The organism is Pseudomonas fluorescens (assembly GCF_018614655.1).
Classification (GTDB): Bacteria; Pseudomonadota; Gammaproteobacteria; order Pseudomonadales; family Pseudomonadaceae; genus Aquipseudomonas; species Aquipseudomonas fluorescens_BX.
The window spans coordinates 222,004-245,502 of the sequence record NZ_JAGGOG010000014.1 but is presented as its reverse complement, the minus strand read 5'-3'; the positions used below and the strand labels follow the sequence as shown (position 1 = coordinate 245,502).

General features: G+C 59.7%; 18 protein-coding genes. 11 read left to right on the top strand and 7 right to left on the bottom strand.

Features of this window, described 5'->3' with window-relative positions:
* Positions 1–31: 31 nt before the first annotated feature.
* The 3 genes from topA to J7E41_RS15055 all read left to right on the top strand — a co-directional run bounded on the left by topA (position 32) and on the right by J7E41_RS15055 (position 3,687).
* Positions 32–2,653 carry a type I DNA topoisomerase gene (topA, locus tag J7E41_RS15065; protein ID WP_214993986.1) on the top strand — a complete coding sequence of 874 codons (2,622 nt, stop codon included), beginning with the start codon at positions 32–34 and terminating at the stop codon, positions 2,651–2,653.
* A gap of 127 nt (positions 2,654–2,780) precedes the next feature.
* Positions 2,781–3,302, top strand: a complete 522-nt coding sequence (locus tag J7E41_RS15060; protein ID WP_214993985.1) for a DUF6586 family protein — start codon at positions 2,781–2,783, stop codon at positions 3,300–3,302.
* Between the two features lie 151 nt (positions 3,303–3,453).
* Positions 3,454–3,687, top strand: coding sequence for a hypothetical protein (locus J7E41_RS15055; RefSeq protein ID WP_169355610.1), 234 nt, complete (start codon positions 3,454–3,456; stop codon positions 3,685–3,687).
* A gap of 159 nt (positions 3,688–3,846) precedes the next feature.
* Here the strand turns inward: J7E41_RS15055 and sulA are convergent, their stop codons facing one another.
* Together sulA and lexA are read right to left on the bottom strand one after the other, a co-directional pair.
* Positions 3,847–4,323: an SOS-induced cell division inhibitor SulA gene (gene sulA / locus J7E41_RS15050; protein WP_214993984.1), complete on the bottom strand. Its 477-nt coding sequence runs from the start codon at positions 4,321–4,323 to the stop codon at positions 3,847–3,849.
* A gap of 10 nt (positions 4,324–4,333) precedes the next feature.
* Positions 4,334–4,942, bottom strand: a complete 609-nt coding sequence (gene lexA / locus J7E41_RS15045; protein WP_003172575.1) for a transcriptional repressor LexA — start codon at positions 4,940–4,942, stop codon at positions 4,334–4,336.
* Between the two features lie 263 nt (positions 4,943–5,205).
* On the opposite strand from lexA, the gene J7E41_RS15040 reads away from it, so the two are divergent.
* Together J7E41_RS15040 and nagZ are read left to right on the top strand one after the other, a co-directional pair.
* Complete coding sequence (locus J7E41_RS15040; protein WP_214993983.1) at positions 5,206–5,913, top strand: TetR/AcrR family transcriptional regulator; 708 nt, start codon at positions 5,206–5,208, stop codon at positions 5,911–5,913.
* A 167-nt stretch (positions 5,914–6,080) separates the two neighbouring features.
* Entirely contained in the window at positions 6,081–7,091 is a 1,011-nt protein-coding gene (nagZ, locus tag J7E41_RS15035; RefSeq protein ID WP_214993980.1) for a beta-N-acetylhexosaminidase, read from the top strand.
* A gap of 112 nt (positions 7,092–7,203) precedes the next feature.
* Here nagZ and J7E41_RS15030 read toward each other — a convergent pair whose 3' ends face one another.
* Genes J7E41_RS15030 through mfd form a run of 3 tightly spaced genes read right to left on the bottom strand, consistent with a single transcriptional unit; the run spans position 7,204 to position 13,933 of the window.
* Positions 7,204–9,894, bottom strand: coding sequence for a DEAD/DEAH box helicase (locus J7E41_RS15030; protein WP_214993978.1), 2,691 nt, complete (start codon positions 9,892–9,894; stop codon positions 7,204–7,206).
* A gap of 9 nt (positions 9,895–9,903) precedes the next feature.
* Positions 9,904–10,473 (bottom strand): CsiV family protein, encoded by a 570-nt coding sequence (locus J7E41_RS15025; RefSeq protein ID WP_214993975.1) that lies wholly within the window; start codon positions 10,471–10,473, stop codon positions 9,904–9,906.
* Positions 10,474–10,483: 10 nt separating this feature from the next.
* On the bottom strand, positions 10,484–13,933 hold the full coding sequence (gene mfd / locus J7E41_RS15020) for a transcription-repair coupling factor (protein ID WP_214993973.1): 3,450 nt from the start codon (positions 13,931–13,933) through the stop codon (positions 10,484–10,486).
* Positions 13,934–14,272: 339 nt separating this feature from the next.
* On the opposite strand from mfd, the gene J7E41_RS15015 reads away from it, so the two are divergent.
* From J7E41_RS15015 to sthA, 3 genes are all read left to right on the top strand, one after another.
* Positions 14,273–15,736: a glyceraldehyde-3-phosphate dehydrogenase gene (locus J7E41_RS15015; RefSeq protein WP_214993971.1), complete on the top strand. Its 1,464-nt coding sequence runs from the start codon at positions 14,273–14,275 to the stop codon at positions 15,734–15,736.
* A 328-nt stretch (positions 15,737–16,064) separates the two neighbouring features.
* Positions 16,065–17,075, top strand: a complete 1,011-nt coding sequence (locus tag J7E41_RS15010; RefSeq protein WP_251029506.1) for an FAD:protein FMN transferase — start codon at positions 16,065–16,067, stop codon at positions 17,073–17,075.
* Positions 17,076–17,265: 190 nt separating this feature from the next.
* Positions 17,266–18,660: a Si-specific NAD(P)(+) transhydrogenase gene (gene sthA, locus J7E41_RS15005; RefSeq protein ID WP_024074093.1), complete on the top strand. Its 1,395-nt coding sequence runs from the start codon at positions 17,266–17,268 to the stop codon at positions 18,658–18,660.
* Between the two features lie 42 nt (positions 18,661–18,702).
* Here the strand turns inward: sthA and J7E41_RS15000 are convergent, their stop codons facing one another.
* Both J7E41_RS15000 and J7E41_RS14995 read right to left on the bottom strand, forming a co-directional pair.
* Positions 18,703–19,425, bottom strand: a complete 723-nt coding sequence (locus tag J7E41_RS15000) for a glycerophosphodiester phosphodiesterase (protein ID WP_214993969.1) — start codon at positions 19,423–19,425, stop codon at positions 18,703–18,705.
* Between the two features lie 66 nt (positions 19,426–19,491).
* Positions 19,492–20,076 (bottom strand): PilZ domain-containing protein, encoded by a 585-nt coding sequence (locus J7E41_RS14995; RefSeq protein ID WP_214993967.1) that lies wholly within the window; start codon positions 20,074–20,076, stop codon positions 19,492–19,494.
* A gap of 94 nt (positions 20,077–20,170) precedes the next feature.
* Between J7E41_RS14995 and J7E41_RS14990 the strand changes: the two genes are divergently transcribed.
* The 3 genes from J7E41_RS14990 to J7E41_RS14980 are packed head-to-tail and all read left to right on the top strand — an operon-like array spanning position 20,171 to position 23,415.
* Complete coding sequence (locus J7E41_RS14990; RefSeq protein WP_214993965.1) at positions 20,171–21,421, top strand: lipoprotein-releasing ABC transporter permease subunit; 1,251 nt, start codon at positions 20,171–20,173, stop codon at positions 21,419–21,421.
* A 7-nt stretch (positions 21,422–21,428) separates the two neighbouring features.
* Positions 21,429–22,112 (top strand): lipoprotein-releasing ABC transporter ATP-binding protein LolD, encoded by a 684-nt coding sequence (gene lolD, locus J7E41_RS14985; RefSeq protein WP_185709365.1) that lies wholly within the window; start codon positions 21,429–21,431, stop codon positions 22,110–22,112.
* A 58-nt stretch (positions 22,113–22,170) separates the two neighbouring features.
* Positions 22,171–23,415 carry a lipoprotein-releasing ABC transporter permease subunit gene (locus J7E41_RS14980; RefSeq protein WP_214993963.1) on the top strand — a complete coding sequence of 415 codons (1,245 nt, stop codon included), beginning with the start codon at positions 22,171–22,173 and terminating at the stop codon, positions 23,413–23,415.
* Positions 23,416–23,499 lie beyond the last annotated feature (84 nt).

The window sequence follows — 23,499 nt, the reverse complement described above, 5'->3', positions numbered from 1 at the left end:
TCACTTCTCGAATTCAGGAATTTTCCGATCCATGGGCAAATCGCTGGTCATTGTGGAATCCCCGGCTAAGGCCAAGACCATCAACAAGTACTTGGGTAACGAGTACGTGGTGAAGTCGAGTATCGGCCATATCCGAGACCTGCCCACCAGCGGTTCGGCTAGCGCCAGCAAGGAGCCTGCCGCCAAGCGCGGCAAGGCGGCTGCGGGCGAAGGTCCGGTGCTCACGCCTAAAGAGAAAGCGCGCAAGCAGCTGGTCTCGCGCATGGGTGTCGATCCCGATCATGGCTGGAAAGCCAAGTACGAGATCCTCCCAGGCAAGGAAAAGGTCATCGAAGAGCTGCGCCGGCTCGCCAAAGATGCTGACACCATCTATCTCGCAACCGACTTGGACCGCGAAGGGGAAGCCATTGCCTGGCACCTGCGGGAAGCCATCGGTGGTGACGACAGCCGCTATAAGCGCGTGGTGTTCAACGAAATTACCAAGAAGGCGATCCAGGAAGCCTTCTCCAAGCCGGGCGAACTGGACATCGACCGCGTCAATGCCCAGCAGGCCCGTCGTTTCCTCGACCGCGTCGTGGGCTACATGGTCTCGCCGTTGCTATGGGCGAAGATCGCCCGTGGCCTGTCTGCCGGTCGTGTGCAATCGGTTGCCGTGAAGCTGGTGGTGGAGCGTGAGCGCGAGATTCGTGCGTTCAACCCCGAAGAGTACTGGGAAGTCCATGCCGACCTCGGCACTGCCAAAGGCGCGAACGTGCGCTTTGAAGTGGCCCGCGAGAAAGGCGAGGCGTTCAAGCCACTCAACGAAGCCCAGGCCATGGCCGCGCTGGAGAAGCTCAAGTCTTCCAGCTACAGCATCGTCAAGCGTGAAGACAAGCCTACCAGCAGCAAGCCATCGGCACCGTTCATCACCTCCACCCTGCAACAGGCCGCGAGTAACCGCCTGGGCTTCGGGGTGAAGAAGACCATGATGATGGCCCAGCGTCTGTATGAAGCGGGCTACATCACGTATATGCGTACCGACTCCACCAACCTGTCGTTGGATGCGGTCGCGATGGCGCGTACCTATATTGAAGGTGAGTTCGGCAAGAAGTACCTGCCGGAAAAACCTAACGTCTACAGCAGCAAGGAAGGCGCACAAGAGGCTCACGAAGCGATTCGTCCTTCTGATGCCAACACCGAGCCAAGCAAGCTGACCGGCATGGAGCGTGACGCTGAGCGCCTCTACGAGCTGATCTGGCGTCAGTTCCTCGCCTGCCAGATGCTGCCGGCGCAATACCTGTCGACCACCGTCAGTGTCGGTGCCGGGGACTTCGAACTGCGGGCCAAGGGCCGTATCCTCAAGTTCGACGGCTACACCCGCGTCATGCCGCAAATTGCCAAGCCGGGCGACGACGATGTACTGCCGGACATGGCCCAGGGCGACGCGATGAAGCTGATCAAGCTTGATCCGAGCCAGCACTTCACCAAGCCGCCGGCCCGTTATTCGGAAGCCAGCCTGGTCAAGGAGATGGAGAAACGCGGCATCGGTCGTCCTTCGACCTACGCGGCGATTATTTCCACCATCCAGGACCGTGGTTACGTTGCACTGCATAATCGTCGTTTCTACTCGGAAAAGATGGGCGATATCGTCACTGAGCGTCTGTCGGAGAGCTTCTCCAACCTGATGGACTACGGCTTCACCGCCGGCATGGAAGAGCACCTCGATGACGTGGCCCAAGGCGAACGCGACTGGAAAAATGTACTCGACGAGTTCTATGGCGACTTCAAGAAGAAGCTCGAAGTAGCCGAAAGCCCGGAGAGTGGCATGCGCGCCAACCAGCCGGTGATGACGGATATTCCGTGCCTCACCTGCGGGCGCCCGATGCAGATTCGTACTGCTTCCACCGGTGTGTTCCTCGGTTGCTCGGGCTATAGCCTGCCGCCGAAAGAGCGCTGCAAGGCGACCGTCAACCTGGTGCCGGGCGATGAAATCGCTGCCGATGACGAGGGCGAGTCCGAGTCGCTGGTACTGCGTGGCAAGCATCGCTGCCCAATCTGCAGCACGGCGATGGACGCCTACCTGCTGGACGAGAAGCACAAGCTGCACATCTGCGGTAACAACCCGGATTGCAACGGCTATGAGATCGAGGAGGGCACTTACCGTATCAAGGGCTACGAAGGTCCGAGCCTGGAATGCGACAAGTGTGGCAGCGAGATGCAGCTCAAGACCGGCCGCTTCGGCAAGTTCTTCGGGTGCACCAACCCTACCTGCAAGAACACCCGCAAACTGCTGAAAAGCGGTGACGCGGCGCCGCCGAAAATGGACCCGGTGAAGATGCCTGAGCTCAAGTGTGAGAAGGTCAACGACACTTACATTCTGCGTGACGGCGCTTCGGGCCTGTTCTTGGCCGCCAGCCAGTTCCCGAAAAACCGTGAGACCCGTGCGCCACTGGTGATCGAGATCGTGCCCCACAAGGACGAGATTGATCCGAAGTACCACTTCCTCTGCGAAGCGCCGAAGAAGGACCCGGATGGTCGTCCGGCGGTAATCCGCTACAGCCGCAAGACCAAGGAGCAGTACGTGCAGACTGAGGTCGAGGGCAAGCCTACCGGCTGGAAGGCGTTCTATGACGGTGGCAAGTGGAAGGTCGAGGACAAGCGCCAAGGCGCTTGATCCCCCAACCGCTTAGCGATAAAGGCCGCCGTTACAGGCGGCCTTTTTTTGCGCTTGCAGTAGGCTTGGTTGATCCATGACACTGCTGAACCAGCATCACGCCTTATTCGTTGTGGAGACTGCCGTCATGGCCAACGAACTCTATACCCGTACCAATCAGAAAATTTATTTCGCGGGGTTGTCCCTGGAAGCCCTCGGTCGCGCCGAGGAGGGAAAGGAGATGAACGCTATCGCGCTGGTGCAGGCTGGACGTGAGTCGGCGTTGTTCCACCTTTATGGGGCGTTGCTTGGTCTATGCCATGAAATTGCCGGGTTTTATCGGCTACCCCAAGCCGGCGCGCCCCGGGCGGAAATGATCCTGACTCGCGAAGTGTCGGAGTCCATCGCTATTCCGGAATTGGCCGAACTGGTGGAAATGGCGCAGAGCCCGGACAGCTGGTTGGCGCGCTTGCTGGTAGCTCATTCGGCGATGTTCCAGCCGCCACGAGTGCCACATAAGCCCAAGGGCGACGTGACCCAGCCGCTGATCGTGGCGGTGAGCCTGGAAGAAGAGGGGCCGGAGCCTTTGAGTCGGGAAGAGCTGGAGAGTTGGCGGCAGGAGCTCAAGAAGCTGGCGATTCGGTTTCGGGATGGCTTGAACGAGTGCTGATAAGTGAAGTAATGATCGTTCCCGTACAGAGCATGGGAACGATCAATCTGGTTGCACCATTCATCAAATCGTAAAGAAAGCGGCCCAGATCCCGAGCGAGGCCAAGCGGATGACTGATATAATCTCGGCCTTTCGTGGAGAACAGACTTTTATGCCAACGTCCTTTCTGGAAATTGTTGAACTGCCCGACGGCCGAATTGAGCTGCGCAGGGCTGAGGACGAGGGTTCTCTGGTGATTCTGGACTTTTCCGAGGACGCCAAAGCGTTCCTGCAAGGCCAGCATGTAGAAGTGGCAAAAGCCATGTTGAGCGTCGGCGTGCAGATGGCGGGGCGCCTGGCTGAAGGTGAGCCGGAGAAAGACGACGGCCCACGGATTCTTCACTGAGTCCGTTTGTCGGTTTTTTGCGAGTTTGAAGTTACAGATCGGCTTCTCAATCCTAGAGAAGCCTCGCGTCTATCGCAGGCTCTGACGGTAAGTCAGATAACTGCAAAGCGGACGATTTTCAGTACATCCCGGTAACGCTTTTCAGCGTTGGTCCAGGGATTATCCCAATCGAATGTTCAGGCTCTGTGCGTCGCCATCCCGTGCCGCGCTGATCAACTGCTGCCTGGCCGTTGTACTCAGCGGGTTCAGCCAGCTGACTACTGTATGGCTACGGCCCAGGCGCAAGGCTTCGCAGGTCAATTGTTGAGCGCTCTGTGTGCCGCGGGGTTGCAGCAACAGAATACGCTCGCGATTCAGGCCCGCATCCCGTAACCAGGTCTGGGTCAGGCTGGAAGGCGGGGCGATCAGTGTCAGCCAGCGTGCATCCTGTTCTTCGCTCAGTTCGCGAAGAATGGGTGCCAGCAGGTTCAGGCAGTTCCCGGCGGCACCGCGCAACGACAGTTCACTGAACGTCTCGGGTTCGGCGCTCCAGGGCGCCTCGACCGACTCCTTGAGGATCGGCGCAAGGGGTTGCGCCATCATGAAGGCTTCAAACAGCGGAAGCTGAGTGTGTTGTGGTGTGTGTGGAAACTGCATGATGCCTCCGTTAGCGGCGAATAACGCCGACGCTCAAACCTTCAATCACCAGATCCTGATCCTTCAGGTTGACTTCAATGGGTGCGAACTCGGGGTTTTCGGCCAGGAGCCAGACCTTGCTGCCTTCGCGCTTGAAACGCTTGACCGTCACCTCGTCGCCGATACGGGCAACGACGATCTGGCCGTTGCGGGCTTCGCGCGTGGTATGGACGGCCAGCAGGTCGCCATCGAAAATGCCGACGTCCTTCATGCTCATGCCATGAACCCGCAACAGGTAGTCGGCGCGAGGATGGAAGAAAGTCGGGTTGATGTTGCAGGACTCCTCGACGTGCTGCTGCGCCAGGATTGGCGCACCGGCAGCGACACGGCCGATGATCGGCAGGGTCGACTCGTCGGCCTTGGCCTCGAAGCCAGGAATACGAATGCCTCGTGAAGCGCCCGGGGTCATCTCGATCGCGCCTTTGCGGGCGAGAGCCTTGAGGTGTTCCTCGGCAGCGTTGGGCGACTTGAATCCCAGCTCAAGGGCAATTTCCGCCCGGGTCGGCGGGTAGCCATTGTCATCAAGGCAGCGCTTGATAAAAGCGAGAATCTCAGCTTGGCGTGGCGTCAGTTTTAGCATGTTGATCGCTCTGTCTTTTTATACAGTGACTGGGATTATATACAGTGGACTGCGCTTGGCAATCACCGTTTTTACTCACTCCGCTGGACGGTCATCGGTCACCTGTCCTACATGACCGGGACAGCGCTGCCTACAGACCTTGGAGGATGTGATTAAATAGCGACGAAATAGATGACTGCCCAGCCGGAAAACGGACCTGCAGGCTTGACAATACACAAAGTGAAACGTATGTTTCAAACAAGTGTTTGTCAGGCGGAGTAGCCATGGCCCAGTCGGAAACCGTTGAACGCATTCTCGATGCTGCCGAGCAGTTGTTCGCGGAAAAAGGATTTGCTGAAACTTCATTGCGGCTGATCACCAGCAAGGCTGGGGTCAACCTGGCGGCAGTGAACTATCATTTCGGCTCGAAAAAGGCCCTGATCCAGGCGGTGTTCTCGCGCTTCCTGGGACCGTTCTGCATCAGCCTCGATCGCGAACTGGAGCGCCGCCAGGCCAAGCCTGAAAACAAGCCGAGCCTGGAAGACTTGCTGGAAATCCTGGTCGAACAAGCGTTGGTGGTCCAGCCGCGCAGTGGCAACGACCTGTCAATCTTCATGCGTTTGTTGGGCCTGGCATTCAGTCAGAGCCAGGGGCACTTGCGGCGTTACCTGGAAGACATGTACGGCAAGGTGTTCCGCCGCTATATGTTGCTGGTTAACGAAGCAGCGCCACGTATTCCCCCTATCGAATTGTTCTGGCGTGTGCATTTCATGCTCGGCGCTGCGGCGTTCAGCATGTCCGGGATCAAGGCCCTGCGAGCGATCGCCGAGACCGATTTTGGCGTCAATACCTCCATTGAGCAGGTGATGCGCCTGATGGTGCCATTCTTGGCTGCGGGTATGCGGGCCGAGACCGGTGTCACCGACCAGGCCATGGCCGCTGCCCAACTGCGTCCACGCAGCAAGTCCGTGCCGGCGGCCGCCAAGGTTTGACCGCTTGCGGGTGGGCGTGTCCGCTGGCTTGCGCTAAGCTAGCCGCCCATGCCGATTTCAGATGTTTATCCACAACCCGTTGCTCACGCTGAGCGTCCATTGCCAGGCTTTATCCGGCGATGCGACCTCGCGAGGGCTTCGGGTTGTGCGCTATTTAAGGAAGGTTTATGACTGCGGCCCTGCAAGGCTCTTTGATGGTGGACGTCGCCGGTACCTGGCTGACGGCTGAAGATCGCCAGTTGTTGCGTCAACCCGAGGTGGGTGGCCTGATCATTTTTGCGCGCAATATCGAACATCCGCGCCAAGTGCGCGAGTTGAGCGCTGCGATTCGCGCGGTGCGCCCTGATCTGCTGCTGGCAGTTGACCAGGAAGGTGGCCGTGTCCAACGCCTGCGCCAAGGGTTTGTGCGGCTCCCGGCGATGCGTGCCCTGGCGGACAATCCCAATGCTGAATACCTGGCTGAGCAATGCGGCTGGATTATGGCTACCGAAGTGTTGGCCGTCGGTCTGGACCTGAGCTTTGCACCGGTACTGGACCTGGATTACCAGCGCAGTGCCGTCGTGGGCAGTCGCTCATTCGAAGGCGACCCCGAACGCGCTGCCGTGCTGGCCGGTGCCTTTATTCGCGGCATGAACAGCGCCGGCATGGCCGCCACCGGCAAACATTTTCCGGGCCACGGTTGGGCTGAAGCCGATTCCCACGTCGCCATTCCCAATGACGAGCGCAGCCTGGAACAAATTCGCGCCAACGACCTGGTGCCTTTCGCACGACTGAGCAAGCAACTGGCGGCGGTAATGCCGGCCCATGTCATTTACCCTCAGGTTGGTTCACAGCCTGCCGGTTTCTCCCGTCGTTGGTTGCAGGACATCCTGCGGGGCGAATTGCAATTTGACGGCGTGATTTTCAGCGACGACTTGTCCATGGCGGGTGCCCACGTGGTCGGCGATGCTGCCAGTCGTATCGAAGCCGCGCTGACTGCCGGTTGTGACATGGGCCTGGTGTGCAACGATCGAGCGGCTGCTGAGCTGGCTCTGAGCGCCGCACAACGCATGAAGGTCACCCCATCGGCGCGTATTGCGCGGATGCGTGGGCAGGCAATCGCCTCTACCGAGTACAAGCAGAACCCGCGTTGGCTGACGGCGCTTGGTGCGCTGCGGGATGCTCAATTAATTGACTGACAGCTGCGGTGCGCCCTTCGCGAGCAAGCCCGCTCCCACACTTGACCCCGCATACCCTGAAGAAATGCGGTCGAATGTGGGAGCGGGCTGGCTCGCGAAGGCGATCTAACCGTCAGCGCTTTTCCTGCTTGTGAGGCAACGGCGCAAACAACGCCTCAATATCCTCATTGCCCAATTTCCAATCCCCGGTCGTGCGGCCATCGAGCACGCCCGCGGCCAGGTCAGACTTTTCCTTCTGCAAATGCTGGATTTTCTCTTCCACGGTACCCCGGGCAATCATCTTGTAGACAAACACCGGCTTCTCCTGGCCAATGCGATACGCACGGTCGGTCGCCTGGTTTTCGGTGGCCGGGTTCCACCACGGGTCGTAGTGAATCACCGTGTCCGCTTCCGTCAGGTTAAGCCCAACGCCGCCGGCCTTTAGGCTGATCAGAAAGATCTGCAGTTTACCGCTCTGGAAGTCCTTCACCGGCGTGCGCCGATCCCGGGTTTGCCCGGTCAGCAGTGCGTAGGCCACGCCACGTTTCTTCAGCTCGGCCTCGATCAGGCTCAGCATCGAGGTGAACTGGGAAAACAGCAGAATCCTGCGTCCTTCCGCAAACAACTCCTCAAGCATTTCCATCAGGCTGTCGAGCTTGCCCGAGCTGCTGCCTCGTGCGGGCAGGGTTGCGTCGTTCACCAGCCGCAAATCGCAGCACACCTGACGCAACTTGAGCAGCGCTTCCAGGATAATGATCTGACTGCGGGCCACGCCCTTGCGGGTGATCTCGTCGCGGACTTTCTTGTCCATGGCCAGGCGCATGGTTTCATACACGTCGCGCTGGGCCTCGTTGAGGTCGACCCAGTGGATGATTTCGGTCTTTGGCGGCAACTCCGTTGCTACCTGTTCCTTGGTACGGCGCAGCAGGAAAGGTTTGATCCGCCCGTTAAGGTGCTGCAATCGCACTTCGCTGGCACGCTTTTCAATGGGCACGCGGTAATCCCGATTAAAGCTTTTCACGTCCCCCAGCCAACCCGGCAACAGGAAGTGGAACAGCGACCACAGCTCGCCCAAGTGGTTTTCCAGCGGTGTCCCTGACAGGCACAGGCGCTGGCGGGCATTCAGCTCGCGCGCGGCCTGGGCGGCCTTACTGGTGGGGTTCTTGATGTACTGGGCTTCGTCGAGGATCAGTACGTGCAAGGGCTGGGCGGCCAGTAGCTCAATGTCCTTGGGCAGCAAAGCATAGGTGGTGAGCAGCAGGTCGTAGTCCTGCAGTTGTGCGAAATGTTTTTTGCGCCCGGCGCCGTACAGCGCCAGCACCTTGAGCTGCGGCGTAAAGTGCGCGGCTTCGTCGAGCCAGTTGGGAATCAGGCTGGTGGGCATTACCACCATGCACGGGCGATCCAGACGCCCGGCGATTTTTTCGCTGAGAATATGCGCCAGGGTTTGCAGGGTTTTCCCCAGGCCCATGTCGTCCGCAAGAATCCCGCCGACCTCCAGTTGCCGCAGCGACTGCATCCAACTCAAACCTTCCAACTGGTAGGGGCGCAAGGTCGCATTCAGGCCTTCGGGTGCCGTGGCAGTGAAATCCTTGATGTCCCGCAGGCGCTGAGCGAAGTTGCGGATCTGTTCGCCACCTTCCCATTGCAGTGGCAGGTCTTCCAGAGGATTGAGGCGGATCGCGTCGGCCTTGCTCAGGCGCAACGTGGTGCCGGGCTCTTGCAGGTAGAACTCGCCGAGGGTGGCCAGCACCGGTTTCAGCCGGCCGTAGGGCAGGGCGACTTGCAGAGGCCCATGGCCGCCGTTGGGCATGGCCGGGATATTCACCAGGATCAGTTCGTCATCGCGGCGGCGCGCAAGTTTTTCCGGGTTGAGGATCTCGGTGTGGGAGCGCATCAGGTTCAGCAGGATCGGCAGCAGGCTCAGTCGCTCGCCGTTGACGATGATCCCCAGCTCCAGGTCGAACCAATCCCGTTCCGGTATTTCATCGACGGTGGCGTACCAGTCGTCCACGGCCGTCAGGTCGAAGCCGAAATCCTCATCGATCTGCAGCTCCCAGCCTTGGGCGCGTAACCCGGGCGAAGCATTCAGAGTGAAGTTCAGCCAGGCGCTGTCATTGACCATCTCGAACAGCTCGCCGGCACTTTCCGGCAAGGCTTTGCTCTGGCGGGTGGCGATCTTGAAGCCCAGCAGGCGCAGTTGTTCGCGAAACTGTTGTTCCACTTCTGGATGGCGCTTGATCCGCAGGCTCTGGGTTTCCTGGCGGACAATGATGTCGGCGTTCTTCTGCCCACTGACGTAGTTGTCTTGATAATTGAACGACAGCGCCGCCCGATGCTGGATATAACGCTGCATCTTGCCGTTGCGTGGTTCGAACGCACTGAACTCGATACTCGCCAGCCACAGGCGCGGCACCGGTTGCACGTCATCCAGCACTACTTGGGGCAGCACCACTCGGTTGTCCAGCACCGCCTGGAGCTTTTCCAGCAGTTCGGCATCCTTGGCTGCGGCCGGGTAGGCCAGGGTTTCCTGAACCTTGAGCAGCACCGCAGCGATGTGTTTGCAGTTGGTGTGTACGGGGCAGGTGCAGCGACTGTCCACCAGGATCAAGGTGCCCTTGGCTGACTCGCGCAATTCGATGGTCTGTCGATAGACGTTGCCGCCCGAGCCTTCGCAGCTGGCGATGATCGTACTGTCACCGGACTCGACGATCCGCACGCGGTTTTCCAGGGCGTAGCGCCGGCCACGCTCAAGGCTTTGCTCTTTGAAGCGGTTGGCCCATGAAGGGGCCAGGGGTTTGGTCAACGACGACGTCAGGGGCATGGCGCAGGATCAGTCCTGAAGATCAGGCGGTGGTGCGCTGGGCGGCTTGGCGGTCAGCGAGGTGATCTTGATCAACAGGGCCAGGTGGCCGCCGTCCAAGTAGTTGAGCTGGTTATTCTTGGTGCGCACATCTTTTTGATTGAGGTGCTCGCTGGCGATCACGCTGCCATTACTGTCGAACTGGTTGACCCAGAAATCTGCATCCATGTCGGTAAAACGGCCCAGTTGCAGGTTCAGGGTGCCCTCGATCGGAAATTGACCGAACTGTTCCTGACCGTCGCTGATGGCCAGCTTGATCGGTTGCTCGCCGAGGCTCTGTTCCCACGCCTTGTGCAGCAACACGGTGTAATGACTGTCAGCGCGGAGCTTATCGACAATGTTCGTCAGTCGCGGTGGGCTCATTTTATCGGTGCCCAGGCGTGGCGCCCCGGCGTCCCAGTCTTCCGGGGCCGCGCGGCTGTTGATCACCGGTTCCGCATTCTGGCGGATCAGGATCATTTCTACCTGATACAGGCTATCGGCAAACGCCGACGGGGCGAGCACCACCAACAACAGGCTCAGAATGCGGAACAGGCGCATGGGGCGTCCTTCAAGCAGATTTCGGGATGAGGCGCTCAAACAGCGCCTCCAATGTATTAAAGCGTTCTTCGGCACGTTCCATCGGCACCATGAACTTGAACAGCGTAGCCCCTTCGAACTTGTAGCGATTGGGTTGGCCCTGAATCAGCTTGATCAACACCAGTGGGTCCACCGGTGTCTGTGCTTCGAACTCGATGCGCCCACCTTGCGGCCCGGCGTCGACCTTCTTGATCCCCAGTTGCTCGGCCTGCAATTTGAGCAGAGTCAGGCGCACCAGGTTCTTGGTCGGTTCGGGCAGCAGGCCGAAGCGGTCGATCATCTCCACTTGCAGGTCCTTGAGGCCTTCTTCGTCGGTGGCTGAGGCGATGCGTTTGTACAGAATCAGCCGCGCATGCACATCCGGCAAGTAGTCTTCGGGAATCAACGCCGGCAAGCGCAGGTTGATTTCCGGGCCGCCGCCCAACGGTTGGTCAAGGTTCGGCTGCTCGCCTTTGCGAATAGCCTTCACGGCGCGTTCGAGCATTTCCATATAGAGGGTGAAACCCACCGCCTGGATCTGCCCGCTCTGGCCATCCCCCAGCAGTTCGCCGGCGCCACGGATTTCCAGGTCGTTGGTGGCCAGCACGAAGCCGGCGCCCAGATCCTGGGTGTTGGCGATGGCTTCCAGGCGCTTCTCGGCGTCGGAGGTGATCTGCTGTCGCGGCGGCGTGAGCAAGTAGGCGTATGCCTGGTGGTGACTACGGCCGACCCGGCCACGCAATTGGTGCAGTTGCGCCAGGCCGAACTTGTCGGCGCGCTCGATGATGATGGTGTTGGCGCTCGGCACGTCGATGCCGGTCTCGATGATGGTCGAGGCGATCAGCACGTTGAAGCGCTTGTGGTAGAAGTCGCTCATCACCTGTTCGAGTTCGCGTTCGCGCATCTGCCCATGGCCGATGGCGATCCGTGCTTCCGGTACTAGTTCGGCCAATTCGGCGGCGCACTTCTCGATGGTTTTCACATCGTTGTGCAGGTAGTAGACCTGGCCACCACGGAGCAGCTCACGCAGCAGCGCTTCCTTGACCGTACTTTTGTTTTGCTCCATGACGAAGGTGCGCACCGACAGCCGTCGCGCCGGCGGCGTGGCAATGATCGACAGGTCACGCATGCCCGATACCGCCATGTTCAACGTGCGCGGGATCGGTGTGGCAGTGAGGGTCAGGATGTCGACTTCACTGCGCAGGGCCTTGAGCTGTTCCTTCTGACGGACACCAAAGCGGTGTTCTTCGTCGATGATCACCAACCCGAGGTTTTTGATCTTCACATCGTCGGACAGCAGCTTGTGAGTGCCGATGACGATGTCGATCTTGCCTTCTGCCAGATCCGCAATGGCGGCGTTCACTTCCTTGGCGGACTTGAAGCGGCTCATCACTTCCACGCTCACCGGCCAGTCGGCAAAGCGGTCGCGGAAACTGTTGTAGTGCTGTTGGGCGAGCAGGGTGGTCGGTACCAGGATTGCCACTTGGCGACCGCCGTGTACCGCAATGAAGGCCGCGCGCATGGCCACTTCGGTCTTGCCGAAGCCCACGTCGCCGCAGACCAAACGGTCCATCGGCTTGGGGGCGAGCATGTCGGCGCGCACGGCGTCGATGGTGGTTTGCTGGTCCGGGGTTTCCTCGAAAGCGAAGCCGGCGCTGAACGTGGCGTAGTCGGCTTTCGGGTCAGCGAAGGCATGTCCTTCGCGGGCCGCACGGCGGGCATAAATGTCCAGCAGTTCGGCGGCCACGTCGCGCACTTGTTCGGCGGCCTTGCGCTTGGCTTTCTGCCAGGTCTCGGACCCCAGACGGTGCAACGGTGCCAGGGCGTCGTCGCTGCCGGTATAGCGGGCGATCAGGTGCAGGCTTGCCACGGGCACATACAGCTTGGCGCCTTCGGCGTATTCCATGGTGAGGAATTCGGCGGCCTGGTTGTCGATTTCCAGGGTCTGCAGGCCCAGGTAGCGGCCGACGCCATGGTCGATGTGCACCACCGGTGCGCCTTCGCGCAATTCGGTGAGGTTCTTGATCACGGCATCGTTGTTGGCATCGGCGCGTTTTTCGCGACGGCGACGCTGCATCACGCGCTGACCGAACAGCGGGCTTTCGGCAATCAGCGCCAGGGCCGGATCATCCAGCACCAAGCCTTCATCCAGCGGTGCAATGGTGATTGCCAGGCGGTGCTTGCTGGCGACAAAGTCCGGCCAGCTGTCGACGGTTTTTGGTCGCAGCTTCAGGCGTTCCAGCAGTTCCAGCAGCACTTCGCGACGGCCGGCGGACTCGGCGGTAAACAGCACGCGGCCGGGGAAGTCGCCGAGGAAGTTCGACAGTGCTTCGAGCGGTTGGTTGGCTTTGGCTTCAATCGCAAGGTTGGGCAAGGCCTGTGCCGGGAAGCGCTCACGGCCAACGCCGGCTTCTACATCTTGTTGGCTGGCAACTACGCGCGGCCAGTTTTTCAGGCGGGCAAAGCAGTCTTCCACCGGCAGGAACAGCTCGGCGGGCGGTAATAAAGGGCGGGACGGATCGACGCGGCGTTCTTCATAACGGTTGCGTACGTCATTCCAGAAGTTTTCCGCCGCCTGTTCGATGCCGGGCAACGAGAACACTTGGGTGTCCTGGGGCAGGTAATCGAAGAGGGTCGAGGTTTCGTCGAAGAACAGCGGCAGGTAGTACTCGATACCGGCGGGGGTAATCCCGCTGCTCAAGTCCTGAAAGATCGGGCAGCGACGGAAGTCCACATCAAAGCGCTCGCGAAAGCGCGCCTTGAAGCGGGTGACGGCGTCTTTTTGCAGCGGGAATTCCCGGGCCGGCAGCAGCTTGACCGACTCGACCTTGTCGATGGAACGCTGGTTTTCCGGGTCGAAGGTGCGCAGGGTTTCGATTTCGTCGTCGAACAGGTCGATCCGATAGGGCAGTTTGCTGCCCATCGGGAACAGGTCGATCAAGGCACCGCGTACCGCGAACTCGCCGTGTTCGTACACCGTGTCGACGCAACGATAACCGCTGGCTTCAAGCCGGGTGCGCATCTGTTCCACGTCGAGCTTCTGGCCGATATCCAGCACTAGGCTGCTGCCCAGCAGGAATTTGGTCGGTGCCAGGCGGTGCAGTGCCGTGGTGATGGGTACCACCAGTACGCCGTGAGCCAGTTCCGGCAGGCGATAAAGGCTGGCGATTCGCTGGGAGATGATGTCCTGGTGCGGCGAAAACAGATCGTAGGGCAGGGTTTCCCAGTCCGGGAAATGCAGCACCGGCAAATCGGGGGCGAAGAAGCTCAGCTCCTGCTCCAGTCGCTCGGCGCTTTGGCTGTCGGCGGTGAGCAGCAGGGTAAAGCGCTTGGCTGCGCTGGCAGCCTCGGCAATGGCCAGGCTCAGGGCGGCACCGGGCAGGTTGCCCCAATGCTGTTTACCTGCCTCGGCAGGGAGTAGCGGTAGACGCAGAACGGGCACGGAAGGTTGAGCTCCAAGCGTTGCGACAAAGTCGGTAATTGTAACGGCCCCGGGTGCCGCCTGTCAGTTGCTGACTGTGCCTAATACGTATTGAGGGAAATGTAGTGGCTAAGACAAACAAAGGCGGCTTTTGACTCATTATGTAGTGCCGAAATCGGCGTATGTTTCGGAGGGTTACGGACACTTTGCCCGGATGGTCCAACGAGGGGTGCGCTGAAAGCCACGTGTTTACTGGGCTCCAGCGCGACGATATTTTTTTGCAAGGGGTTTTGTTGCGGGGCGCGCATTGCTCCGAGGGCGGTCGGGCGGCATAATGTAGCCCCTTTTTTCTGCCCCTACATGTGGAAGGTTCCCGTGACTCAGAAGCCCGACCAGTGTCTTGGTGAATGGATCGATCGTGAAGCACTCGCTGAAGCGATGATTCCGCTTATCGGTCAGCTGTACCGCAATAACAATGTGGTGAGCTCGATCTATGGCCGCAGCCTGATCAACCAGTCAGTCATCGCGATTCTCAAGGCTCATCGCTTTGCTCGCCATCGTTCTGCTGACGATAGCGAACTCTCCGTCCACGAAACATTCCCTCTGCTTAAAGCCATGAGCGAGCTCAAGCTCGGCGCGGCGTCGGTAGACCTGGGCAAGTTGGCCTACAAATTCCGCAACGAAGCCAATGGCCGTACTGCCGAGCAGTTCGTCCGTGAAGAAATGGCTGACGTGGTGGGTCAGCAAAACGCTGCGGCCCGCAAAGGCACTGACGTTGTCCTGTACGGCTTCGGTCGTATCGGCCGTTTGCTGGCGCGCATCCTGATCGAAAAAACCGGTGGCGGCGACGGCCTGCGCCTGCGTGCCATCGTTGTACGCAAAGGTGCCGAGAACGACCTGACCAAGCGCGCAAGCCTCTTGCGTCGCGACTCGGTACACGGTCCGTTCAACGGCACCATCGTCATCGACGAAGAAAACAACACCATCACCGCCAACGGTAACCTGATCCAGGTGATCTACGCGAAGAGCCCGGCTGAGGTGGATTACACCCAGTACGGCATCAAGGACGCACTGCTGGTAGACAACACCGGTGTGTGGCGCGACGCCGAAGGCCTGGGTCAGCACTTGGCGTGCCCAGGCATCGACCGCGTTGTTCTGACGGCACCCGGCAAAGGCAAGCTGAAGAACATCGTTCACGGCATCAACCATGGTGAAATCACCGCTGACGACAAGATCGTGTCTGCGGCTTCCTGCACCACCAACGCCATCGTGCCGGTGCTCAAAGCTGTAAACGACAAGTTCGGCATCGTTAACGGTCACGTTGAAACGGTTCACTCGTACACCAACGACCAGAACCTGATCGACAACTTCCACAAGGGCGATCGCCGTGGCCGTAGCGCCGCGCTGAACATGGTGATCACCGAGACCGGTGCTGCTACCGCTGCTGCCAAGGCCTTGCCTGAGCTGGCCGGGAAGCTGACCGGTAACGCGATCCGTGTTCCGACGCCAAACGTGTCGATGGCCATTCTCAACCTGAACCTTGAGAAAGCCGCCACCCGTGAAGAGATGAACGAGTACCTGCGCTACATGGCGCTGCACTCCGATCTGCATAAGCAAATCGACTTCGTCAATTCCCAGGAAGTGGTTTCCACCGACTTCGTGGGCTCGCGCCACGCGGGCGTGGTGGATGCTGAGGCGACCATCACCCAAGACAACCGTGTTGTTCTGTACGTTTGGTACGACAACGAGTTCGGTTACAGCTGTCAGGTGGTTCGCGTGATGGAAGACATGGCCGGGGTCAACCCACCAGCATTCCCGCGTTAAGCATCAGTGGTAAATGAAAACGCCCCGACATGTCGGGGCGTTTTCGTATCTGGCGTACACCCTCCATAGCGTTCTGAGTCTTCCCCATGACGCCTGGTTCTTGCTCGCGAAGATCGTCAACGATAACGCAGCGCTTTTAAGTGCTTCGCGAGCAAGCTCGCTCCTACAGGGGAAGGTGGGTGTCAGTTGTTGAGGCGGATCGCCTCACTGGCGAGCGCCGGGGTCGAGAGCATCAGCAATCAACAGAAAGCGACATGCCGCATAATGGCCCGTCCTGAAAGGGGGGCAGGCCTCCAGGTTAATTCAATTTCCGATGGCGACAGGGTTTATGGGTGATCTGCGACAAATGGCGATGTTTTGCGGCTTGGCGCTGCTGGCAGGGTGTGGCGGCGATTCGCTGGAGGGCTTTGGCGGGCCGACCATGGGCAGTACGTATTCTATCCAGTACGTCAAAACCTCTCGTACGCCAGCTGCGAAAGAGCTTCAGCGCCAGGTGGAAAGCATTCTGAGTGAAGTCGACCGGCAAATGTCGACCTACCGCAGTGATTCCGATATCGAGCGCTTCAACGATCTGCCTGCCAACAGTTGCCAGTCGATGCCCGAACCGGTCCTGCACCTGGTACGCACCGGGGAGCAGTTGTCCCAGGCCAGCGATGGCGCCTTCGACCTGACGGTCGAACCACTGATGAATCTCTGGGGGTTTGGTCCGCAAGCCCGAGAGATAAAGGTCCCGGACGTGGCAACGCTTACGCAGGTGCGCCAGCGTGTCGGCCATGCGCATCTACACTTCGACGGCCAGCAGTTGTGCAAGGACGCTGCCGTCGAAGTCGACTTCAACAGCATCGCTGCCGGATATGCCGTTGACCGGATCGCCGCGCAACTGACTCGGCTGGGCATCCGCAGTTACCTGGTCGAAGTCACTGGCGAACTCAAAGCTGCGGGTCACAAACTGGATGGCACGCCTTGGCGTATTGCGCTGGAAGAGCCCCGGGACGATCAGCAGGTGGCTGAGCGGGTGATCAATGTCGATGGCTTCGGTGTGTCTACATCAGGTGACTATCGCAATTATTTCCAGCAGGATGGTCGACGTTATTCCCACGCCCTCGATGCACGGACGGGCGCGCCTATCACTCATCAACTGGCGTCGGTGACGGTGTTGCAACCTTCAGCGTTGATGGCTGATGGATTGTCGACCTTGCTGATGATCCTCGGCCCGGAGCAAGGGTGGGCGTATGCAGAAAAGCACCGGATCGCGGCGTTTTTTGTGATGCGCGAGGGGACTGGTTTCGTCACACGGAGCAACAAGGCGTTCGAGCAACTGACGGCAGTGAAGCCGTAACGAACACTGTGTAGTAAAGGCAAAACTGGCCTACGACGCGACCAAGGGTTAATGTGCGCGGCGTTGAGGCTTATATAGACTGTGCCCCGGTTCATACACCTGAGCCCATTTGATCCTTCATGACCGCTGGCCGCGGCATGATTTAGCCAGGCGCCCAACCGTGCGTCTTGGCCTGTTCTGAGGAGTACGCATGGCTGTCTACAACTACGACGTAGTGGTACTGGGTTCCGGCCCGGCTGGAGAAGGTGCGGCGATGAACGCCGCCAAAGCTGGGCGCAAGGTGGCGATGGTCGATAGCCGTCGCCAGGTCGGCGGTAACTGCACCCACCTGGGTACCATCCCGTCCAAGGCCTTGCGTCACTCGGTGCGCCAGATCATGCAGTTCAACACCAACCCGATGTTCCGGGCCATTGGTGAGCCGCGCTGGTTTTCATTCCCGGACGTGCTCAAGAGCGCTGAAAAAGTCATCTCCAAACAGGTTGCCTCGCGCACCGGCTACTACGCTCGTAACCGCGTCGACCTGTTTTTCGGCACCGGCAGCTTCGCCGACGAGCAAACCGTCGAGGTGGTCTGCGCCAACGGTGTGGTCGAGAAACTGGTGGCCAAGCACATCATCATCGCCACCGGCTCGCGCCCGTATCGCCCGGCCGATATCGATTTCCACCACCCGCGTATCTACGATAGCGACACGATCCTCAGCCTGGGTCACACCCCGCGCAAGCTGATTATCTATGGTGCAGGCGTGATCGGCTGCGAATACGCCTCGATCTTCAGCGGCCTGGGTGTATTGGTGGAACTGGTGGATAACCGCGACCAGTTACTGAGCTTCCTCGACTCGGAAATTTCCCAGGCGTTGAGCTACCACTTCAGCAACAACAACATCACCGTGCGCCACAACGAGGAATACGATCGCGTTGAAGGCCTGGACAACGGGGTGATCCTGCACCTCAAGTCCGGCAAGAAGATCAAGGCCGACGCCCTGCTCTGGTGCAACGGCCGTACCGGCAACACCGACAAGCTGGGCATGGAAAACATCGGGGTCAAGGTCAACAGCCGTGGCCAGATCGAGGTGGACGAGAACTACCGCACCTGCGTGACCAATATCTACGGTGCCGGTGACGTGATCGGCTGGCCAAGCCTGGCCAGTGCCGCACACGACCAGGGCCGTTCGGCTGCTGGCAGCATTGTCGACAACGGCAGCTGGCGCTACGTCAATGATGTACCAACCGGGATCTACACCATTCCCGAGATCAGCTCCATCGGCAAAAACGAGCACGAGCTGACCAAGGCCAAGGTGCCTTACGAAGTGGGTAAGGCATTCTTCAAGAGCATGGCGCGTGCGCAGATCGCCGGTGAGCCCCAAGGCATGCTGAAGATTCTGTTCCACCGCGAGACTCTGGAAGTCCTTGGCGTACATTGCTTCGGCTACCAGGCCTCGGAGATCGTGCACATCGGCCAGGCCATCATGAACCAGCCGGGTGAGCAAAATACCCTCAAGTATTTCGTCAACACCACGTTCAACTACCCGACCATGGCTGAAGCCTATCGGGTAGCGGCCTACGACGGCCTCAACCGGCTTTTTTGAGCGGCTCCGGCCGGTGGCCTGAGCCGGCCGGGGAGACCGATTTCAGTAATTCCCGAGAGTGGCAGTGGCCAAACCGGGAAAGTCTGTAATCAGGCTATCTACGCCGAAGTCGGCGAGCCTGCGCATCAGCGCGGGCTCGTTGACCGTCCACACGGACACGTGCAGCCCTTGGCGCTGGGCTTTGGCCAAGCGCTCAGGGGTGCACAACGTCCAGTTCAGCGCCAGAATTTCACAGCCATAGTTTGCCGCGACCTTCAATGGGTCGAGCCAGGCGTATTCGGCCACCAGCCCCCGGGACAGGTCCGGCGTCAGGTCCAGGGCCGCTTTCAGCACTTCCCGCGAGCTTGAGGTCACGGTGATCTTGTCCATCAGGCCAAACTGCTGGGCCATTTCTCGAATAGCCAACACCGTCGTTGCCGCGCGGGTGCGCGAAGCGCTTTTGACTTCCAGTTGCCAGTGATCGAAGTCGCATTTCTCGAACAGTTCCTCAAGGCGTGGAATGGGGCAAGGATTGACCCAGCCCGGGCCGCCCTTGCGCGCGTCCATCTTCACCAGATCAGCTGCCGAGTACTCGACCACCTTGCCACGCCGGTCGGCGGTGCGCTTGAGGGTAGGGTCATGGATGACCATCAACTCGCCGTCCATGGACAGGTGCAAATCCAGTTCGCAGCGGCGAACGCCGTGCTTGAGGCATTCCTGGAAGCTGGTCAGGGTGTTTTCCGGTGCTTCGCCTTTGGCACCGCGGTGGCCGTAAATCAGGGTCACAGTTGCTCCTTTACGCCAGGTATCCTGGCTGAATGGATGGCACAACGGGCCATTCAATGATCGTATTCAGGTGTCTTGGGCGTCGCTTTGTTCCCGGGCCAGGCGTCGTTCCTGAGCCTGTTTTTGCAGGATATAACGCGCCAGCAGCTGGCGCTGGGCGTCGGTCATGGCTTCGAACTCGGTGCCGACCTCAAACCCGCCACTCTTGGCATCGCAATGGGTGACCTTGGCGCGCAGCAGCAGGCCCAGTGCCTGGGGCATCAGCACCAGCTTGACCGCCAACTGGCTGTCGGGTGCCAGGGCGCTGGGGTGCTGGAACTCAATGCCACCCTCGGAAATGATCACGGGTTGCGGCGTGCCAATCTCGCCCAGCAGGCTTTGCGCCATGATCTGGCTGAGCAGGTCGATCCGCTTGTTCTGTACTTTGAGGAAGGCCGCCAGGGTTCGGTCCCGCTCGCCGATCTGGCGCAGCAGGTGCTGGGACTCGAATTCGCTCAGGTGCAGTTCACTGAGCAGATTGAACAGCGGCGAATCATCCAGCAACACTTCCTTACTCGCCGCTTCGGGGCCGGACAGAGGGCTAATTTCCAGTGCGATCATGTCCTCGATACGGTAGTATTCGCGGCGATCTTCTTCATCTAATGTCGACATGGCGAACCCAAAGTAGCGGTGATGGTCTGAGTGTAAAGCTGCTTACCTGACCCCGCCACAAGGACGTCTTCTTTTCCTCCGAACAAGCCCCGACATGTTCAGACCTCTCTTCGTATTTATCGGCACGCGTTATACCCGTGCAAAGCGTCGCAATCATTTTGTGTCATTCATTTCCTTGACCTCGATGATCGGGCTCGCCCTTGGCGTAGTCGTGATGATCGTGGTGCTTTCGGTGATGAATGGCTTCGATCATGAGATGCGCACCCGCGTGCTGGGCATGGTGCCCCACGCGACCATCGAGTCTGGTGAGCCCATCAGTGACTGGCAAAGCCTGGCCGCCAAGGTCAAGGAGAACCCCAAGGTTCTGGCGGTCGCGCCCTTTACCCAGATGCAAGGCCTGCTGACCAACAATGGCAAGGTGCAGAAAGTCCTGCTCAATGGCATCGATCCGGCGCAGGAGCGCAACGTTTCGATCATCGACAAGTTCATGCAGCAGGGCAAATTGGACGATTTGTCGCCCGGCAGCTTTGGCATCGTGATCGGCGACAAGGCCGCCGCCAAGCTTGGCGCGGGTATCGGCGACAAGCTGACCTTCGTCGCGCCGGAAGTCACGGTGACCCCGGCCGGCATGTTTCCGCGCATGAAACGTTTCACCATTGTCGGCATCTTCCACGTCGGCGCCGGTGAAATTGATGGCTACCTGGGCGTGACCAACCTCACCGACCTGGCCCGCTTGCATCGCTGGAAGCCGGATCAGGTCCAGGGCCTGCGCCTGAAGTTCAACGACCTGTTCGATGCGCCGCGTACTTCGTGGGAAATCGCCCAGCATTTGGGTGAAAGCCAGTACTACGCCCGCGACTGGACCCGTACCCACGGCAACCTGTATCAGGCGATCCGCATGGAAAAAGCCATGATCGGCCTGCTATTGCTGCTGATCGTCGCCGTCGCCGCCTTCAACATCATCTCCACCCTGGTGATGGTGGTGAACGATAAGAAGGGCGACATCGCCATCCTGCGCACCCTCGGCGCCACGCCGGGGCAGATCATGGCGATTTTCATGGTCCAGGGCACGGTAATCGGTGTGGTGGGCACGTTGATCGGCACGGCGGTGGGGATTCTCGCTGCGCTGAACGTCAGCGCCGCCATCGCCGGCCTTGAAACGCTGATCGGTCACAAGTTTCTTAACGCCGACGTTTACTTCATCGACTACTTGCCGTCCCAGGTGCAGAGCCAGGACGTGTTGATGGTCGGCGGCGCCGCGTTGGTCCTGAGTTTCCTTGCCACCCTGTATCCAGCCTGGCGCGCGGCACGTACCCAGCCAGCGCAGGCTTTACGTTATGAGTGAATCGGGCATGAGTGAAAAAGCAATCCTGAGCTGCCGCGACCTGGGCAAATCCTACGAGGAAGGCCCTGAGTCCGTGGTGGTGCTGTCCAACCTGCAGCTGGAACTGCACCCGGGCGAGCGCGTGGCGATCGTCGGCAGTTCCGGTTCCGGCAAAAGTACCTTGCTCAACCTGTTGGGCGGCCTTGATACACCGTCCAAGGGCAGCGTCTGGCTGGCCGGCGAAGAATTGTCGGCCCTGGGCGAGAAGGCCCGTGGCCAGTTGCGCAACCGGTCGTTGGGCTTTGTGTACCAGTTCCACCATCTGTTGCCTGAGTTCACCGCCCTGGAAAACGTCTGCATGCCGCTGTTGATCGGCAAGACTGCGATTCCGGAGGCGCGTCAGCGGGCCAAGGCGTTGCTGGAGCGGGTCGGCCTCGGCCATCGCCTGGAACATAAACCGGCCGAATTGTCCGGCGGCGAGCGCCAGCGTGTAGCGATTGCCCGGGCCCTGGTCAACAATCCGGGGCTGGTGATGCTCGACGAGCCCACGGGCAACCTCGACTCCCACACCGCCCAGGGCATCAAGGACTTGATGCTGGAGCTGAGCACCCAGATGCGCACCGCGTTCCTGGTGGTGACCCATGACATGAGCATGGCCCGGCAGATGGACCGCGTGTTGCACCTGCAGGAAGGTCACCTGGTCGCCATCTGACCCGTTTCAAGCCCGGTGCATGGCACCGGGTTTTCTATTTTTTCAACGGTGCCCGCGAATGTTCAGACCGTTATCGATTTTCATCGGCACGCGCTATACCCGCGCCAAGCGCCGTAACCGTTTTGTTTCGTTTATCTCGATGACCTCGATGATCGGCCTCGCTCTGGGGGTGTTGTCGATGATTGTGGTGTTGTCGGTGATGAACGGTTTCCAGCGGGAAATGAGCTCACGCATCCTCGGCATGGTGCCGCACGCCACCATCGTGGGCGTCAATCCGATCAATGATTGGCAGCCGGTGGCCGCCGCTGCGCTGAAAAATCCGGAAGTGACTGCCGCCGTGCCGTTCACCCAGATGGATGGCATGTTCTCCTATAAGGGCGCGATGCAGCCGATCGAGATCAGCGGTGTCGATCCGGCCCAGGAGGGCAAGGTGTCAATTGTTGCCCAGCATATCGTCCAGGGCAGCCTTGAAGACCTGAAAGCCGGTGAGTTTGGTGTGGTGGTCGGTGAGATCACTGCGCGGCGTTTCCGTCTGAATGTCGGTGACAAGCTGACCCTGATCGTCCCGGAAATCAGTAGCGCTCCCGGGGGCATCACCCCGCGTATGCAACGCTTGAACGTAGTCGGGGTGTTCAAGGTCGGTGCCGAACTGGATGGCTCCATGGCGTTGATCAACGTCGCTGATGCCGCACAGATGCAGCACTGGCAGCCAAACCAGGTACAAAGCGTGCGTCTGGCGGTGAAGGACCTGTATGCGGCGCCGAAAGTCTCGGCGGACATCGCCAGCAGCCTGGGCGCAGACTACAAGGCGGATGACTGGACCCACACCCAGGGCAGTCTGTTCAGCGCGATGAAGATGGAAAAGACCATGATCGGCCTGCTGTTGCTGATGATCGTCGCCGTCGCCGCGTTCAATATCATCGCCACCTTGATCATGGTGGTGAACGACAAGGGCGCAGATATCGCGATCCTGCGTACCATCGGCGCCACGCCACGGCAGATCATGGCGATCTTCATCGTTCAGGGCACGGTGATCGGCATTGTCGGTACGTTGATCGGCGGTGTGCTTGGTGTGATTGCGGCGCTGAACGTCAGTGAACTGGTGGGCTGGCTGGAGCGGGTGACCGGGCAGCATATCTTCAGTTCGGATGTGTATTTTGTCAGTAACCTGCCGTCGGAGCTGCAAGGTGGGGATGTGTTGCTGATTTGCACCGCCGGGTTTGTGTTGAGCTTCCTGGCGACGATTTATCCGGCGTATCGGGCGGCGAAGATCGAGCCGGCGCATGCCCTCAGGTATTCGTAAAGCTTAAGACCGCCTTCGCGAGCAAGCCCGCTCCCACATTTTTGACCGAGTACATTCAAGGCGAATGCGGTCAAAAATGTGGGA

Coding starts and splice junctions, on each gene's coding strand:
- J7E41_RS15015 (WP_214993971.1), top strand. CDS start 14,273: ATGTGGAAGGTTCCCGTGACTCAGAAGCCCGACCAGTGTCTTGGTGAA.
- J7E41_RS15040 (WP_214993983.1), top strand. CDS start 5,206: ATGGCCCAGTCGGAAACCGTTGAACGCATTCTCGATGCTGCCGAGCAG.
- sthA (WP_024074093.1), top strand. CDS start 17,266: ATGGCTGTCTACAACTACGACGTAGTGGTACTGGGTTCCGGCCCGGCT.
- J7E41_RS14990 (WP_214993965.1), top strand. CDS start 20,171: ATGTTCAGACCTCTCTTCGTATTTATCGGCACGCGTTATACCCGTGCA.
- sulA (WP_214993984.1), bottom strand. CDS start 4,323: ATGCAGTTTCCACACACACCACAACACACTCAGCTTCCGCTGTTTGAA.
- J7E41_RS14995 (WP_214993967.1), bottom strand. CDS start 20,076: ATGTCGACATTAGATGAAGAAGATCGCCGCGAATACTACCGTATCGAG.
- J7E41_RS15055 (WP_169355610.1), top strand. CDS start 3,454: ATGCCAACGTCCTTTCTGGAAATTGTTGAACTGCCCGACGGCCGAATT.
- lexA (WP_003172575.1), bottom strand. CDS start 4,942: ATGCTAAAACTGACGCCACGCCAAGCTGAGATTCTCGCTTTTATCAAG.
- J7E41_RS15030 (WP_214993978.1), bottom strand. CDS start 9,894: ATGCCCCTGACGTCGTCGTTGACCAAACCCCTGGCCCCTTCATGGGCC.
- nagZ (WP_214993980.1), top strand. CDS start 6,081: ATGACTGCGGCCCTGCAAGGCTCTTTGATGGTGGACGTCGCCGGTACC.
- lolD (WP_185709365.1), top strand. CDS start 21,429: ATGAGTGAAAAAGCAATCCTGAGCTGCCGCGACCTGGGCAAATCCTAC.
- topA (WP_214993986.1), top strand. CDS start 32: ATGGGCAAATCGCTGGTCATTGTGGAATCCCCGGCTAAGGCCAAGACC.
- J7E41_RS14980 (WP_214993963.1), top strand. CDS start 22,171: ATGTTCAGACCGTTATCGATTTTCATCGGCACGCGCTATACCCGCGCC.
- J7E41_RS15010 (WP_251029506.1), top strand. CDS start 16,065: ATGGGTGATCTGCGACAAATGGCGATGTTTTGCGGCTTGGCGCTGCTG.
- J7E41_RS15060 (WP_214993985.1), top strand. CDS start 2,781: ATGGCCAACGAACTCTATACCCGTACCAATCAGAAAATTTATTTCGCG.
- J7E41_RS15025 (WP_214993975.1), bottom strand. CDS start 10,473: ATGCGCCTGTTCCGCATTCTGAGCCTGTTGTTGGTGGTGCTCGCCCCG.